Origin of the sequence: Pseudodesulfovibrio aespoeensis Aspo-2, from assembly GCF_000176915.2 — a bacterium.
Taxonomy (GTDB): Bacteria; Desulfobacterota; Desulfovibrionia; order Desulfovibrionales; family Desulfovibrionaceae; genus Pseudodesulfovibrio; species Pseudodesulfovibrio aespoeensis.
Map to the genome: position 1 here is coordinate 2,222,168 of NC_014844.1, position 15,519 is coordinate 2,237,686.

Annotated in this window: 17 protein-coding genes and 1 tRNA gene; 5 read left to right on the forward strand and 13 right to left on the reverse strand. The window is 63.0% G+C overall.

The genetic code is table 11. The features are described 5' to 3' along the window. Positions 1-47: 47 nt before the first annotated feature. From pheS to DAES_RS10205, 6 genes are all read right to left on the reverse strand, one after another. Positions 48-1,100 (reverse strand): phenylalanine--tRNA ligase subunit alpha, encoded by a 1,053-nt coding sequence (gene pheS, locus DAES_RS10180; protein WP_013514941.1) that lies wholly within the window; start codon positions 1,098-1,100, stop codon positions 48-50. A gap of 2 nt (positions 1,101-1,102) precedes the next feature. After that, entirely contained in the window at positions 1,103-1,456 is a 354-nt protein-coding gene (rplT, locus tag DAES_RS10185) for a 50S ribosomal protein L20 (protein WP_013514942.1), read from the reverse strand. 175 nt (positions 1,457-1,631) lie between these two features. After that, the gene (gene rpmI, locus DAES_RS10190) at positions 1,632-1,829 is read right to left on the reverse strand and encodes a 50S ribosomal protein L35 (RefSeq protein WP_013514943.1); all 198 of its coding nucleotides are present in this window, start codon (positions 1,827-1,829) and stop codon (positions 1,632-1,634) included. A 42-nt stretch (positions 1,830-1,871) separates the two neighbouring features. Then, positions 1,872-2,420: a translation initiation factor IF-3 gene (infC, locus tag DAES_RS10195; RefSeq protein ID WP_083808647.1), complete on the reverse strand. Its 549-nt coding sequence runs from the start codon at positions 2,418-2,420 to the stop codon at positions 1,872-1,874. Then, on the reverse strand, positions 2,404-4,341 hold the full coding sequence (gene thrS / locus DAES_RS10200; RefSeq protein ID WP_013514945.1) for a threonine--tRNA ligase: 1,938 nt from the start codon (positions 4,339-4,341) through the stop codon (positions 2,404-2,406). Before thrS ends, infC begins: the two co-directional genes overlap by 17 nt. 81 nt (positions 4,342-4,422) lie before the next feature. Then, positions 4,423-4,497: transfer RNA gene (locus tag DAES_RS10205), tRNA-Val, on the reverse strand. Between the two features lie 199 nt (positions 4,498-4,696). Here DAES_RS10205 and DAES_RS10210 point away from each other — a divergent pair. Beyond that, the gene (locus DAES_RS10210) at positions 4,697-5,017 is read left to right on the forward strand and encodes a DsrE family protein (RefSeq protein WP_013514946.1); all 321 of its coding nucleotides are present in this window, start codon (positions 4,697-4,699) and stop codon (positions 5,015-5,017) included. A gap of 47 nt (positions 5,018-5,064) precedes the next feature. On the opposite strand, the gene DAES_RS10215 is transcribed toward DAES_RS10210, so the two are convergent. The 5 genes from DAES_RS10215 to DAES_RS10235 form a co-directional block, all read right to left on the reverse strand. Further along, positions 5,065-5,754: a DVU0298 family protein gene (locus DAES_RS10215; RefSeq protein ID WP_013514947.1), complete on the reverse strand. Its 690-nt coding sequence runs from the start codon at positions 5,752-5,754 to the stop codon at positions 5,065-5,067. 161 nt (positions 5,755-5,915) lie between these two features. Beyond that, the gene (locus DAES_RS10220) at positions 5,916-6,536 is read right to left on the reverse strand and encodes a tetratricopeptide repeat protein (RefSeq protein ID WP_013514948.1); all 621 of its coding nucleotides are present in this window, start codon (positions 6,534-6,536) and stop codon (positions 5,916-5,918) included. Positions 6,537-6,553: 17 nt separating this feature from the next. After that, entirely contained in the window at positions 6,554-6,919 is a 366-nt protein-coding gene (locus DAES_RS10225) for a hypothetical protein (RefSeq protein WP_013514949.1), read from the reverse strand. Between the two features lie 3 nt (positions 6,920-6,922). Beyond that, positions 6,923-7,792, reverse strand: coding sequence for a YkgJ family cysteine cluster protein (locus DAES_RS10230; RefSeq protein ID WP_013514950.1), 870 nt, complete (start codon positions 7,790-7,792; stop codon positions 6,923-6,925). Between the two features lie 272 nt (positions 7,793-8,064). Then, a complete protein-coding gene (locus tag DAES_RS10235; RefSeq protein WP_013514951.1) occupies positions 8,065-8,253 on the reverse strand; it encodes a ferredoxin in 189 nt (62 codons plus the stop codon). 287 nt (positions 8,254-8,540) lie between these two features. On the opposite strand from DAES_RS10235, the gene DAES_RS10240 reads away from it, so the two are divergent. Genes DAES_RS10240 through DAES_RS10250 form a run of 3 tightly spaced genes read left to right on the forward strand, consistent with a single transcriptional unit; the run spans position 8,541 to position 12,294 of the window. Further along, a complete protein-coding gene (locus DAES_RS10240; RefSeq protein ID WP_013514952.1) occupies positions 8,541-9,740 on the forward strand; it encodes an aminopeptidase in 1,200 nt (399 codons plus the stop codon). 46 nt (positions 9,741-9,786) lie between these two features. Beyond that, positions 9,787-11,742 carry a molybdopterin biosynthesis protein gene (locus DAES_RS10245; RefSeq protein ID WP_013514953.1) on the forward strand — a complete coding sequence of 652 codons (1,956 nt, stop codon included), beginning with the start codon at positions 9,787-9,789 and terminating at the stop codon, positions 11,740-11,742. Positions 11,743-11,760: 18 nt separating this feature from the next. Next, positions 11,761-12,294: a cysteine hydrolase family protein gene (locus DAES_RS10250; protein WP_013514954.1), complete on the forward strand. Its 534-nt coding sequence runs from the start codon at positions 11,761-11,763 to the stop codon at positions 12,292-12,294. 79 nt (positions 12,295-12,373) lie between these two features. Here the strand turns inward: DAES_RS10250 and DAES_RS10255 are convergent, their stop codons facing one another. Then, positions 12,374-13,888, reverse strand: a complete 1,515-nt coding sequence (locus tag DAES_RS10255; RefSeq protein WP_013514955.1) for a B12-binding domain-containing radical SAM protein — start codon at positions 13,886-13,888, stop codon at positions 12,374-12,376. 170 nt (positions 13,889-14,058) lie between these two features. Beyond that, on the reverse strand, positions 14,059-14,394 hold the full coding sequence (locus DAES_RS10260) for a tRNA-binding protein (protein ID WP_013514956.1): 336 nt from the start codon (positions 14,392-14,394) through the stop codon (positions 14,059-14,061). A 130-nt stretch (positions 14,395-14,524) separates the two neighbouring features. Here DAES_RS10260 and DAES_RS10265 point away from each other — a divergent pair, with 130 nt between their 5' ends. Next, entirely contained in the window at positions 14,525-15,493 is a 969-nt protein-coding gene (locus DAES_RS10265; RefSeq protein WP_013514957.1) for a nucleoside recognition protein, read from the forward strand. The last annotated feature ends 26 nt before the right edge of the window (positions 15,494-15,519 follow it).

Genomic DNA, 15,519 nt, shown 5'->3' on the forward strand with positions numbered 1-15,519 from the left:
TAAAAGAAAACGGTCGGAGCAAGCCCCGCAGCCGTCCAGACTCCCGGCTAGGCGAACTGTTCGAGAAATCGAACGTCGTTCTCGAAGAACATGCGCAGGTCGCCGATGCCGTACTTGAGCATGGCCACCCGCTCGATGCCCAGGCCAAAGGCGAATCCGGTATACAACTCGGCATCGTAGCCCACGGACCGAAAGACGTTGGGATCGACCATGCCGCAGCCCAGGATCTCGACCCAGCCCGTGCCCTTGCACACGCGGCAGGTGGAGCCGTCCCTCGACCCCGCGCCCCCGCACAGGACGCAGGAGATGTCCACCTCGGCGCTGGGCTCGGTGAAGGGGAAGAAGCTCGGCCTGAACCGGACCTCGGTCCTGGCTCCGAAGAGCTGGCGGACAAAGGCGGTCAGGGTGCCGCGCAGGTCGCCCATGGACACGTTATGGTCCACGAGCAGCCCCTCGATCTGGTGGAACATGGGGGTGTGGGTCAGGTCCGAGTCGCGGCGGTAGACCTTGCCGGGCGCGATGACCGCCAGCGGCGGCTGGCGCTTGAGCATGCTCCTGATCTGCATGGGCGAGGTGTGGGTGCGCAGCACGATCCGCTCGGAGACGTACAGGGTGTCCTGCATGTCGCGCGCCGGATGCTCGGGCGGGATGTTCAGGGCCTCGAAGTTGTTCCAGTCGTTCTCGACCTCCGGCCCGGCAGCGTGCTCGAACCCGAGCCCGGTCAGCACGTCGCATATCTCGTCCATGACCAGGGTCACGGGGTGCAGCGAACCGGCCCAGGGCCTGCGGCCCGGCATGGTGGGGTCGAATCTGGACAGGGCGCGGCCCGACTCGGCCTGGGAAAGCTCGGCCTGCCACGCGTCGAGCAGCGTGGTGATGCACTGCTTGACCTCGTTGGCCTTCTTGCCACCCGCAGGTTTTTCCGTGGCGTCGAGACGGCCAAGCTGGCCCATGGATTGGGCCAGCTTGCCTTTGCGTCCGAGAAACTCGATGCGCAACTCGTCCAGTTCCTTCAACGAACAAGCCTGGCCCTTGCGAGACTCGCAATCCTGGGCCAGGCTGTCGAGTCCTTCCAGGAAGGACTTCAATGCATCGTTCACGTCTAGCTCACCTTGACTTTGGCGGCCTCTGCGATTTTCGCGAACACCTGCGGATCGCGCACTGCCATGTCGGCCAGCACCTTGCGGTTGAGCTCGATCCCGGCCTTCTTCAGACCGTCCATCAGACGGCTGTAAGACATGCCGTTGATCCGGGCGGCGGCGTTGATGCGCATGATCCACAGCTTGCGGAACTCACGCTTCTTGGCCTTGCGGTCGCGGAAGGCATGGCACAGGGCCTTCTCCACGCGTTCGCGAGCGGTACGGTACAAGCGGCTGCCGGCTCCGCGGTACCCCTTGGCCATCTTGAGATATTTCTTGTGACGCTTCTTGGCGACAACGCCGCGTTTAACTCTCATGTCGAACCTCCATCTCTTAATACCTCCCGGGCTGGACGGATTCCCCCAGCAAGGCGGATTGCTTTAGATTGTTTCTGGATTCACGCTTCGATTCCGACCGACTCCGGCCCGGCGCGTTGAATCCCGGCCATCCGGAATTCATGAGGAACGCACCTGACACGCGGCCCGAAACGAACTAACCGTTGGGCAGCTGGCGGCGGACCGCCTTCATGTTCGTGCTGTCCACGAGGGTGGACTGGCCCAGGCGGCGCTTCCTCTTGGCATTCTTCTTGGTCAGAATGTGCCTGAGGTTCTTCCTGCGGCGCTTGAACTTGCCGGAAGCGGTCTTGGAGAACCGCTTGGCGGCAGCGCGTCTGGTTTTGATCTTGGGCATCGTATCCTCCTTGAAAGGGAACAGGTCCCTTGCGGGTCTCGACTATTTTTTCACGGGAGCAAGCATCATTGTCATCGTCCGTCCCTCCGACATGGGCCTGCTCTCAACTTTGGCGACATCCACGGTATCCGTCACAACCCGCTCAAGCATTTTCAGCCCGCGGTCCTTATGGACGATCTCGCGTCCCCGGAAGAAGACGGTGACCTTGCAGCGATCTCCATCATCCAGGAATTGTAAAATTTTATTGAGCTTCGTCTGGTAGTCGTGCTCATCGGTCTTGGGCCGGAATTTGACTTCCTTGATCTTGATCACGGTCTGCTTCTTCTTCGCTTCCTGCAACTTTTTCTGCTGCTGGTACTTGAATTTGCCGTAATCCATGATCTTGCAAACCGGCGGGTCGGCGTTGGGCGCGACCTCGACAAGGTCAAGGCCCTTTTCTTTGGCGCGATCCAGAGCATCGCGGGTGTCGAGAACACCCAGCTGCTCGCCGTCCTCATCTACAACCCGCACCTTGGGGATGCGAATTCGCTCATTGCGCCTGACCAGATCTTGCTTTTTCTGGCCTCGGCGGTCGTTACCCCGAAAAGCTATAGCGCATGCCTCCTCGTTTGAAAGGGGCCTGGGCAGCGTCGAGAATGAGCTGCGCGGCCTCTTCCAGTGTCACCAAGCCAGGGTCGTCGCCATCGCGCGAGCGAATGTTGACGCACCCGGCCTCAACCTCTTTGTCGCCGACTACCAGCATGTACGGGATCTTTTCAACCTGTGCTTCCCGCACCTTGTACCCCAGCTTCTCATTGCGGGTGTCCGCTTCAACGCGGATTCCCCTGCCCGCCAGATAGGCCCTGGCCTTTTCCGTAAATTCGCCCTGCGCATCCGTCACATTCAACAAACGCGCCTGAACCGGAGCCAGCCACACAGGCAGAGCCCCGGCGAAGTGTTCGATGAGTACGCCGATGAACCGCTCAATGGAACCGAGAATGACCCGATGCAGCATGACCGGGCGGTGGCGTTCACCGTCCTCGCCCACATATACCAAGTCAAAGCGGTCTGGCAAGGTGAAATCGCATTGGATTGTAGCGCATTGCCAGCGCCTGTCCAGGGAATCGCGCAGAATGATGTCGATCTTGGGCCCGTAGAACGCGCCGTCTCCCTCGTTGACCGTGTAGGGCTTGCCCAGGGCGTCAAGCGCGTCCTTGAGAGCGGCGGTGGCCAGTTCCCAGTCGGCGTCGGTGCCCACGGACTTCTCCGGGCGGGTCGATATCTCGGCCTCGAACTCGAAGCCGAAAAGGCCCATGATGTCGCGCACGAAGTTGAAGACGCCGATGATCTCCGTCTGCAACTGGTCCGGACGGCAGATGAGGTGGGCATCGTCCTGGGTGAAGGAGCGCACGCGCATCAGGCCGTGCAGCACGCCCGATTTCTCGTGGCGATGGACCACGCCCAGCTCGAAATAGCGCTGGGGCAGGTCGCGGTAGCTCTGGATCTTGCGCTTGAAGATGAGCATGTGCGACAGACAGTTCATGGGCTTGATGCCGTATGACTGCTCGTCGATCTCGGTGAAATACATGTTTTCGCGGTAGTTGTCGTAGTGGCCCGACTTCTCCCACAGCTCGCGCTTGAGAATGAGCGGCCCCTGCACGATCTGGTAGCCGCGCTTGAGGTGCTCCTTGCGCTCGAAATCCTCGAGGATGGTACGGATCAGTCCGCCCTTGGGGTGCCACAGGATCATGCCGCCGCCCACATCCTCGTGGGTGGAGAACAGATCAAGCTGGACGCCGAGCTTGCGGTGGTCGCGCTTCCTGGCCTCCTCCAGCCTGTCGAGGTGCTTCTTGAGCGCCTTGGGATCGGACCAGGCCGTGCCGTAGATGCGCTGGAGCTGCTTGTTCTTCTCGCTGCCGCGCCAGTAGGCCCCGGCCACGGACAGGAGCTTGAACGCCTTGAGCATGCCGGTGCGCGGCACATGCGGCCCGCGGCACAGGTCGGCGAATCCGCCGTGGGTGTACACGGTGTAGACGTCCGCGCCCAGGTCGTCGATCAGCTCGCCTTTGTAGGTCTCGCCCATGGCGTCGAAATAGGCCCTGGCCTCGTCCGCGCTCATGGCTGTGCAGGAAAAGTCCTTGTTGGCGCCGACCGAGCTGAGCATCTCCTTCTCGATGGCTTCCAGATCCTCGGGCGTGAAGGACCGCTCGAAGTCGAAATCGTAGTAGAAGCCATCCTTGATGGCCGGGCCGATGGTCACCTTGGCCGCGGGAAAGAGCTTCTTGACCGCCTCGGCCATGAGGTGGGCGGTGGAGTGGCGGATGATGTGCAGCCCCTCCTCGCTCTCGGCGAAGACGGGCTCGATGGTGGTGCAGGTCTGGGGAACGGGCGTGGTCAGGTCGAGAACGGCCTCGCCGCAGCGGGCGGCGACAACGTTCTTGAACTGCTTCTTGGAAACGCCCTGTTGCAGGGCGTCGGCGCACGATGCGCCCTCGGCCAGGTCAACCTGTTTCCCGGAGACTTCGATCTGCACTATCCGGCTCCTTCCCCGCAGCAGCGTGCGGGACACTTAAATAATGAAAGGGAGGCACGAGGCCTCCCTTCCGGGGATTTCTGGTAGGCGCGGAGGGATTTGAACCCACGACCCTTTGCACGTCAAGCAAATGCTCTCCCCCTGAGCTACGCGCCTTCTCGTCGAAGCGGAGTGAATATCTATCCGCGAGCCGTCCGGTTGTCAAGCGCGGGGTGGACATTTTTTGCCTTTTTTCCAGCCAATCCGCCACACGACCCGAATCCCCCGGCTGGGCAGCCGACCTTGCGCAGGGTTGCCCCCATCTCCTCTCCTTGCTATAGACAACGTCAATCCAAAATCAAAGGAGTTGTGGCGGATGCAAATACTCATCACCCTGACCAGCCAGAATCCCGAGGTCAAATGGAACGCCCTGCGGTTCGGCAACTTTCTGCTCAACGCAAACGAGGACGTGACCATATTCCTCAACGGCCCTGCCGTTGATCTCGCGTCCGGCGACTGCGAGCAGTTCCCCATCGTGGAGCAAGCCAAGCTCTTTCGCCTGAGCGAGGGGGTGCTCACCGCCTGAGGCAAGTGCATGACCGTCCACGGTGTGGACGGAACCGAAGCCGTCACCCTGTCCAACATGCAGTTCCTCTACGAGGCCATGCGCAACGCCGACAGGATCATGAACTTCTAGCGACTCCAGGGGCTCGTCTGAGCCGGGCGACTCCCTTGTCTCCCCCGTCACCCCAGGGCGGCCAGGGCCTCGGTGGCCAGGGCGCCCACGGTGGTGTCCACCATCTCCCCACCGCGGAAGGTGCGGATGGGCGCGGTGTCGCCCGTGAGCGCGGCCAACCCGTCGCGGGCCGCCTGTGCGCCGATCAGACCCAGGGCACGGGCCGCGTAGGCCCGGTTGTAGGGATCACTCTCGGCCAGGGCGACCAGCAGAAACCGCTCGCCGTGGGCCACCAGCTCCGGGCGCACCTCGGCCAGCCGCCCAAGCCCCCAGAGCGCGTCGCGCCGCAGCTCCTGATGGTCGATGAAATTGCCATCGCAAGCCTCGTCACAAAAGATGTATGAGGCGAGTATTTTATGGAATTCCAAGGCGATCCGCTCGTTCTTAGCCATGGCCTCGCCCATGAAATGAGGGATGCCCCAACCCAGGTTGCCGGACTCCTCGTTCATGTGCCACATGCAAGTGCGCATGAGCACGCGCGCCTTTTCCATGGACGCTTCGGCCATGCGCCCGGCCACCAGCCCAAAGGCCGTGACCGCGCGCCAGCGCACCGCCTCGTCGCTGTCCAGGCGCAGCGAGAAGAGCGGCGGCGCGAGGATGCCTGGGGGCCAAGCGTCCAGCTCGCCCAGCCGGGCCCGCCAGTCGGCGGCGGCGAGGATGGACCTGAGATCGCCCTTCACTTGACGGAATCTGGACATGACACCTCCGGCAGCGGCTGAAACCCGACCGCGACCCTATCGCGACCCGGCCCCGGCCCGATGAAACCCAATGAAAAGGGGGACCGCGCAATGCGATCCCCCTTACCATAATCATCTTTTTCCGTTTCGCAACCGCTGCCGGGCCGCGCAGGGAATTCAGGCTAGCAATTGGCCTCGACTTCCTTCTTGAATTCAGCGGGAACGTCGAATCCGTTCTCCTCGGCCTTGGCCATGCACTTGGCGGCTTCGGCCCATTCCTGCCTGCTGGCGTGGATGAGGGACTTGTTGTTCCAGGCCGGGCCGAAGTTGGGATACTTCTCCAGGATCTGCTTGAGCAGCTTGTCCGCTTCCTCATAGTCGCCAGTGGTGATGTGGAGACTGGACATGGTGGCCTGCGCCTGGACAAAGTCCGGGTCGAGCTTGAGCGCCTTCTTGAGCGACTTGTGGGCCTTGTCCGTGTCGCCGAGCTGGAGCTGCACAAAGCCGATATTGCCCCAGGGCACGGAAAAGAAGGGGCGCTGCTGCGTGGCCTGGAGATTGTAGCTCAGACAGCTTTCCAGATCACCGCGCTGCATGGCGATGCCGCCGAGCTGCACATAGCCTTCGGCCAAGCGCGGCGAGTGGGCCACGGCATCGAGAAACTCGCGTTCGGCTTCCATGAAATCACGGCGGGAGAGATAGGCCACGCCAAGATTGTAGTGCGAGTTGCCGCACTGGGGGTTCTTCTTCAGCTTGGCCTTGAGGCTCTCGATGTATTCGTCGATGTTCTCGAATTTTTCCATGGGGACCTATCCTTTGGTTACGGCTTGATGCCGTGTTTTTTCAGATGTTCCGCATACCAGAGGCAGTATTCGAAGACCGGTCTGACCTTCTCGAAGTTCATGACCAGCATGACGTTGAACTCGTTGACCGCGTCGGTGTACTCCTGGTTGGCATTCTTGCCGCAGTGCCGCATGAAGAGCTGGGTCAATTGGTCCGAGGTGAACCCGGCCCTGTCACGGCGGATATCGATGGGATCAAAGGGGGCGGCAAACGGGTCCCAGTTCTCAAACCCCACGCGGTCCACGAACGTGCGCCGCCTGGGCGACATCTTCTCGTACATGTAGAGCTTGCGCTCGGCGAGCTCCTCCGGGGTGAATTCACCGGGGTCGATGGAATCGGTCATGGGCTACTCCGTGCCATCTCCGCCGAGAACGATGGTCTTGCTCGTACATGATTCACAGGCCGACTTGCTCTCGGTGCAGGACGAACAGGCCTCCGCCGCACCGGGAGCCTTGATCTCCACCGGTCCGGCCCCTTTGGCGGGACTCCTGACGGAGCTCTTGGCGGCTCCTTGTGCCGAGACGGCTCCGGCAGCCTCCGCCGCAGCGGGTGCCCCGTCCTTGGCCGCCTCGTTCACGCCCAGGTAGTCCTCGTCGTATTCGGTGACCAGGGCCATGGACAGGGGTACGAGCATGTCGCCCAGCTCCCTGAACCGGCTGCCGATCCCCTTCTGCATGTCCCGGCCAACGGTGATGAGCCGGTCGAGGACGATGTCCATGTTCACCGTGGGGTATTTCTCTCCGCCCTTGAAACCCGCCAGATTGCAGGTATGGGCTTCGCCCGCGATGGAGGTGGGCACGCCGTAGAGGCGGCAGGTGATGGGACGAAATTCGTACAGGACGCAGAGGTTGTCGTCCGAGAGCATGGGACAGCGCACGCGGGCCCTGGAGACCTCCATGAGGATCTCGGCGGCGGGGCGGCCTTCCTGGCTGGCCTTGTAGACCTTGCGCTTGAGCTTGTGGATCTGGCGATCGGCGGCGTCGGCCCGGGTCATGACGGTGCTGCGCTTAAGGCCGGAAAACCGCTCGTTGAACTTGTGGTTGATGTAGATGGCCTCGACCAGAGTGATGTCGAACAGGGCGTGGCAGCAGTCGCTGCACCCCTTGCCGCATTTGACCAGGTCGCCCATCTCGGTCTCAAACTTGACAAAGACCGTATCTATCTCCGCAACAACGGCCTCGTATCTCTTGAAATATTCTGAAAAATCTATCGCCATACTCTCACGCTCCTCGTCTGGCCCGTATCGTGCCGGGGTGTGGGGCGGCATCGTGCCCAGTTAGATAAGTCGCAAATCAGGGCCGTCAACCGCGCGGGCGGGAAACACAGACCGGAACCGGCCCGAAAGAATGAACATGCGCCCGGCGACGCGAATCGACGCGCCAGGGGCGCAAAGCCCACGGCATGGCTGGTGCGACGGGCCATGGCTGAAAAAGGAAACGGGAGCAACGGTGACCCGCCGCTCCCGGAGCCATAGCAAGAATGCCGGGACTAGTTCTCTTCGACGGTGATGGCGTCAGACTCGCAGACTTCGACGCAGGATTCGCAACCGAGGCACTCGTCTTCGTTCACGGCAACAGCCTTGCCGTCCTGAAGCTCGTAGACTTCCACGGGGCAGACATCGACGCACTCGCCGTCGCCGGTACATTTGTCGTGATCAACAGTGATAGTGTAGCCCATTGTTCCCTCCAGAATAATTTGGGATGCCCGCGTCTTACGGGGCTGGTTTATCACGCCGACAGCCGGACCACCGACCATCCTCTGGCGCAACGGATTGTTGTACGCTTCCGACCCGAAAGGCCGGGCACGAATTGCAGATATATTCAAGCCCGCCGTGTGTCAAGACATGAAAACCCATTTCACAGGCGTTGCCAAAACAGGGGCATATACAGGGATGTTGTGGTGCGGGGCCGAGTCGTTTATCCTGCCCAGGAACCAGTGACACCCTCAACGAAACAAGGAATCCCATGTTCACCGAAATCGAATTGAAAAAATATGCCCAAACCCTGTGGTGGGGCCTGACCACCGCCCGCACCAGGCCATACGCCCCAGGCGACAACATCCTGCTCCGCTTCGACGCCCCTGCCCTGCCCCTGGCCGAAGCAGTCTTTGACATGCTCATCGAAAAAGGGCTCAACCCCGTGGCCCGGCAGAACATGACCACGGCCATGGACCTGTCCTTCTACGGCAAGGGCAGCCAGGACCAGCTCACGGCTGTCCCGGCTGGCGACAAGGAGCTGGTGGGCAACCTGAACGGACTCATCTCGCTCATCGCACCCGCCTCCCTGACCCATCTGCAGGACGTGGACCCAAAAAAGATCGGCCAGGCCGCCGTGGCCCGCAAGTTCATGCGCGACATCATGGAGCAGCGCGAGCAGACCGGCGACTTCGGCTGGACCCTGTGCGTGTACCCGACCGCGGCCCTGGCCGAGTCCGCCGGGCTGACCATGGCCGAGTTCAAGGCCCAGGTGGTGCGCGCCTGCTTCCTCGACCATGAGGACCCGCCCGCCAAGTGGACCGAAATCTTTGCCGAGGCCGAGAAGGTCAAGGCGTGGCTCAACGGGCTGGACATCAAAAGCCTGCGCGTCACCTCCGAGAACACCGACCTGACCGTGACGCCGGGCAGGGACCGCCGCTGGCTCGGCGTCTCGGGTCACAACATTCCGAGCTTCGAGATATTCCTCTCGCCCGACTGGCGCGGCACCGAGGGCGTCTACTACGCGGACCAGCCCTCCTATCGCTCCGGCAACTACGTCGAAGGCGTACGCCTGACCTTTGAAAAGGGCATTGCCGTCAAGACAGAGGCCAAGGTGGGCGGCGAATTCGTGGCCAAACAGCTGACCCTGGACGAGGGAGCCAACCGGCTGGGCGAATTCTCCCTGACCGACCGCCGCTTCTCCAAGATCACCGCTTTCATGGCCAATACCCTGTTCGACGAGAACTTCGGCGGCGACCAGGGCAACTGCCACGTGGCCGTGGGAGCGTCCTATTCCGACACCTATGCCGGAGACCAGTCCACCCTGGACGCGGACAAGAAGCGCGACCTCGGCTTCAACGACTCGGCCCTGCACTGGGACCTTGTCAGCACCGAGCGCAAGACCGTCACCGCCACCCTGGCCGACGGCCAGGAACTGATCATCTACAAAGACGGGGAATTCCAGTATTAACAGGCAGTCAATGCCGCAGGAACAGGACATAACCAGGGAGGCCCGCATGGCCAAACGGAACATCTATCTCGAAACCATCCCCGTGGAGGAGGCCGTGGACCGCGCCAAGGCGGCGCTTGACCGCATAAGCCTGCTCGCCACCGAAACCGTGCCCACCCATCTGGCCGCGGGCCGGGTCACGGCAGGGCCGATCTATGCCCGCTGCTCGTCGCCCACCTTCCACGCCGCGGCCATGGACGGCATCGCCGTGCGCGCCGAGGCCACCTTTGCCGCGCGCGAGGACCAGCCCGTATCCCTGAGCCACGGCACGGGATTCGTCTTCGTCAACACCGGCAATCCCCTGCCCGAGGGCATGAACGCTGTGATCATGATCGAGAACGTGGTCCAAAAGGACGATATCACGGCGCTCATCGACGCCCCGGCCTTCCCCTGGCAGCACGTCCGCCGCATCGGCGAGGACATCGTGGCCACCGAACTGCTCATTTCCCAGTTCCGCCAGCTCATGCCGTGCGACATCGGCGCCCTGCTCTCGGCAGGCATCTACGAGGTCCAAGTGCGCGAGCGCGTCAGGGCCGTGTTCCTGCCCACGGGCGACGAGGTGCTCGACTTCAAGGACAGGCCAGAGCCGCAGGCCGGGCAGGTCATCGAATCCAACTCCCAGGTGTTCATGGCCTACGCCGCCTCCTGGGGCATCGACGCGAGCTATACCCCGCCAGTGCCCGACCACGAGGAAACCTTGCGCCAGGCCGTGCTCGACGGGCTGGCCGCAGGCAACCATGCGGTCATCGTGGGCGCAGGCTCCAGCGCGGGCAGCAAGGATTATTCGAAGCGGGTCTTCGAGTCCCTGGGCCGGGTGCTGGTCCACGGCATCTCGGTCATGCCCGGCAAGCCGACCCTGGTGGCCGTGACCGACGAACGCAGCGGCCATCCGGGCCGCCTGCTTGTGGGCGCGCCCGGCTACCCGGTCAGCGCCGTGGTCTGCCACGAGAAAATCCTGGCCCCGGTCCTCTCCTGGCTCATGGGCGCGACCCCGCCCGAACGTGCCACCGCCGAAGTGGTGCTGGCCCGCAAGACACCCTCCAAGCCGGGCATGCGCGAGGCGTTGCGGCTGGCCGCCGGACGCATCAATGAACGCATCGTGGCCGCCCCGCTGGCGCGCGGCGCGGGCATGATCACCACCATGACCCGGGCCCAGGCCGTGACCTACATCCCCGAGGAATCCGAAGGCGTGGACGAGGGCGAGACCATCACCGCCGAGCTGCTGGTCCCCCTGGCCGATCTTGACCGCGTCCTGGTCCATGTGGGCAGCCACGACAACACCATCGACCTGCTGGCCAACGAGCTGATGGGGCTGGCCGAGCCGCTGCGGCTGGTGTCGAGCCACGCCGGGAGCATGGGCGGCCTGAACGCCCTCAAGGCCGGGTCCGCCCTGTTCGCGGGCGCGCACCTGTTCGACCCGGAGACCGCCGACTTCAACTTCCCGTTCATCGCCCGCTATCTCAAGGGGCTGGACGTGACCGTGGTCAACCTCGCCATCCGCCACCAGGGGTTGATCGTGGCCAGGGGCAACCCCCTGTCCATCCTCGGCGTCGAGGATCTGGCGCGCGAGGACGTGCTCTTCATCAACCGCCAGCGCGGGGCAGGCACCCGCATCCTGCTCGACCATCACCTCAAGACCGCCGACATCTCGCCGCGCGTGGTCCGGGGCTATGACAACGAGGAATTCACGCACATGGCCGTGGCCGTCAACGTGCTCACCGGCGCGGCCTCCTGCGGCCTGGGCATCTTTGCCGCGGCCAAGGCGCTTGATCTCGACTTCGTGCCCCTGGCCCGCGAGCGGTACGATCTGGTCATCCCCACGGCGCACATGGAAGACCCACGCATCGTCACCCTGCTGGCGACCATCCGCAAAGAGGCCGTCAAGACCGCCATCAATGCGCTGGGCGGCTACGAAACAGATCTCACCGGCCAGATCATGCGCCCCGGCATGGGCCTGGGTTGAGAAAAGGAAGCAAAGCCCATGTCGTCACACACGGCCCTCGTGGTCATCGATGTCCAGAACGTCATGTTCGAAACCCCTGGTTACGACCTGTATCAGGCGGCCCAGGTCCTGGATGTGATCACGAGGCTGATCGGATCAGCCCGCGCGGCCAGTGTGCCAATTGTCTACATCCAGCACACCACCAGGGAGCCGGGCAGCGAATTCGAGCAGGATTCGCACAACTGGCGGATACGCCCCGCCATCGCCCCGCAGCCCGGCGACACCATCTCGCTCAAATACTCCTATGACGCGTTTTTCGACACGGGCCTCGACGAGGCGCTCAAGAGACTCGGCGCACAGCGGCTCGTCTTCTGCGGCCTCCAGACCGAGATCTGCGTGGACACCACGGTGCGCAGCGCCCTGGCCCACGGCTATGCGAGCGTGCTCGTGGCAGACGGCCACTCCACCTACGACACGGACGCGGCCCCGGCCCGCACCATCATCGCCCACCACAACGCGGTGCTCAAACGCCGGTTCTGCACGGTCACGCCCTCGGGCGAGGTCCGGTTTTAGCCGACGCGAAAGGCACATCTTCGGACAAAACAAAAGGCCGCTCCCGTGAGCGGCCTTTCGCGTGTCCTTTGATCCGGCATCATCCCCCGCAGGCCGGGATGGTGCCGCTGGTGGTGTCGGTGTGCATGACGCGCTTGGCCACCCGGTCGAAGTGCAGGCCGAGGATGGCAAGCTCCACGGCCACGGGGAAGGCCTTGCGGTTGGTCAGCATGGTCTTGAACATGAGCTTCCAGTAGTTGAAGCGGGCGCGCGAGACCACGCCGATGTGCCACATGCTCCTGGCCAGGGCCAGCAGCTCGGCCGGATCGGTCCGCCGCCGGGCGGTGGGGATGTACTCGCTCAGGAAGGTGTTGATCCGCTTGTAGTATTTGCGGGGGGAATAGATGACGCCGAGCAATTGCTTGAAGCCGTCCAGCAACGCCTTGCGGCCCATGGTCGGGATGAAGTTCAGGCAGGCGTCGGTGTTCTCGCCGCTCGCCTCGCCAAAGAGCCGCCCTTCCCTTTCCAGCCGTCCCCACAGCCGGGTCTGCGGCATGGCGTTGAGCACGCCGACCATGGCCGTGACCACCCCGATCTCCTGGATGAACCGGATCTGCTGCTCGAAGATGGACTTGGTGTCGTGATCAAAGCCCACGATGAACCCGCCCATGACCTGCATCCCGTGACGGTGAATCTCCCTGACCGCGCTGGCGAAATCCATGGCCACGTTCTGCTTCTTGCCGCACTCGATCAGGCTGTCCACCGACGGCGTTTCAATGCCGATGAAGACCTTGTGGAAGTTGGCCTCGCTCATCATGGTCATGAGCTCCGGGTCTGCGGCCAGATTGATGCTCGCCTCGGTCATGAGCATGTAGGGATAGCCGCGTTCCCGCTGCCAGTCCGCCAGCCGGGGCAGCAGCCGCTTCACGTGGGCCACGTTGCCGATGAAGTTGTCGTCCACAATGAACACGGTGTCGCGCCAGCCCGCGTCGTACAGGCTCTGCATCTCGCGCAGCATCTGGTCCGGGCTCTTGACCCGCGACCGCCTGCCGTTAAGCGCCATGATGCCGCAGAACTCGCAGTCAAAGGGACAGCCGCGCGAATACTGCACGGACATGGACACATAGTCCTTGAAATTCAGCAGTTCCCAGAGCGGAAGCGGCGTGGTCGCGAGATCAGGCCACCGCTCCGACTGATACATTTCCCTGGCCACTCCGCTTTGCAGATCCTCCACAAAGGCGGCCATGATCTCCTCGGCCTCGCCCACGATGAAGTGATCGACGCCGGGAAACGTCTCACGCCCGGTGCCAAAGGCCGGACCGCCCGCGACCACGAGCTTGCCCGCCTCCCTGGCCCGCCCGATGATCTGGCGCGCGCTGGGGGCCTGGACCAGCATGGCGCTGACCATGACCATGTCCGCCCAGGCCAGATCCGCCTCGCTCAGGGGCGCGACATTGGTGTCCACAAGCCGCTTCTCCCACTCCGCCGGAAGCATGGCGGCCACCGTGAGCAGCCCCAGGGGCGGAAAGGCCGCTTTTTTGGAAATGAATGGAAGAACGTGCTTGAAACTCCAGAAAGTATCCGGATAGGCGGGATAGACGAGCAATGTTTTCATGGCGAATGACCTCTCCATAAGCATAGAAAGGGTGCAGGGAATTGCAAGGGTCATCCGCAGATTATAACATGGGTTCCGGTCACTCCCCCGTGGACCATGGCGCACGCGCCACTTTCGCGCGGGCCGGCCTGCAACAGGGCCGCCCTCTCCGTCTCATGAAAAAGTCTCAGCTACCCCAGCTTCAGGCCGTTGGGTACCGGCTTGTCCGGCACGGCCAGAACCACGCCGTCGTCGCGGTAAAAGCCGGCGATCAGGCACTCGGAGCGCATGGGGCCGATCTGCTTGGGCGCGAAGTTGACCACAGCCACGATCTGGCGGCCCACCAGTTCCTCGGGGGCATAATGCTCCGTGATCTGCGCACTTGATTTGCGCTCGCCAATCTCCGGGCCGAAATCCACCCACACCTTGTAGGCCGGATTGCGCGCCTCAGGGAACGGCTCGACCCTGGCGATGGTCCCCACGCGCAGCTCCACCTGCTCGAAATCATTCCAGCTTATCGTCTTCATGCGCCCTCCGTCTCGGCTAACAGCACCCTAACACGCTCTGCGGACTGCGAAAAGGGGCAAACGCCTCAAGCGCTTCTTTTCATTTGGCAACAAATCCCCTATCGTGCGCGACCAGACACCAAGGAGAACCATGCGCGACCTCATCACCCCCACCAAAGACCTGCTCCGGGACGCCTTCAGCGCCAGCTATGAGATGTTCAAGGTCATGATCCCGGTCATCATCGTGGTCAAACTGCTCCAGGAGCTGGGGCTCATCGCCTGGCTGGCCTGGCCGCTCAAGCCGATCATGGGGCTGGTGGGGCTGCCCGCCGAGATGGGGCTTGTCTGGGCCACGGCCATCGTCAACACGACTTACGCGGGCCTCATCGTCTTCCTCTCCCTGGCAGCGGACAACCCGCTCACCGCGGCCCAGGCCACGGTCCTGGCCGTGCTCATCCTGGTGGCCCACTCCCTGCCCGTGGAAAGCTCCATCGCCAGACGATCCGGGGCGCGCTTCCTCTTTCAGTGCGTGGTGCGGCTGGCCGGGGCATTCCTGCTGGGCTGGCTGCTCCACCACATCTACACGGCCACCGGCACCCTGCAGGAACCGGCCACGGTCCTCTTCCGCATGGACCCGCAGGCCGCAGCCGACCCGTCCCTGGCCGCCTGGGCCGTGGATCAGTCCATCAACCTCCTCTCCATCTTCGGCGTCATCCTCGTGCTGCTGGTCATGATGCGCCTGCTCACGGCCCTTCGGATCATCGAATTCATGAACACCCTGCTGCGACCGGTGCTCAAGCTCATCGGCATCGGCACCAAGGCATCGGCCATCACGGTCATCGGCCTGACCATGGGATTATCCTATGGCGGCGGCCTGATCATCAGCGAGGCGCGCAAGGGCAACGTGGGCAAGGAGGACATCTTCTATTCCCTGACCCTGATGGGCTTGTGCCACTCGCTGATCGAGGATACGTTGCTGCTGGCCCTCATCGGCGGCCACGTCTCCGGCATCTTCTGGGGACGGCTGGTCTTCGCCGTGGTGGCCGTGGCAGGCATCGTCCAGATCGTGCGCCGACTGCCCGCCCGCGTCCAGAACACCTACCTCTGGGTCGGCAAATGACCGCCCGGAGCCTGCGAGGAGAACCC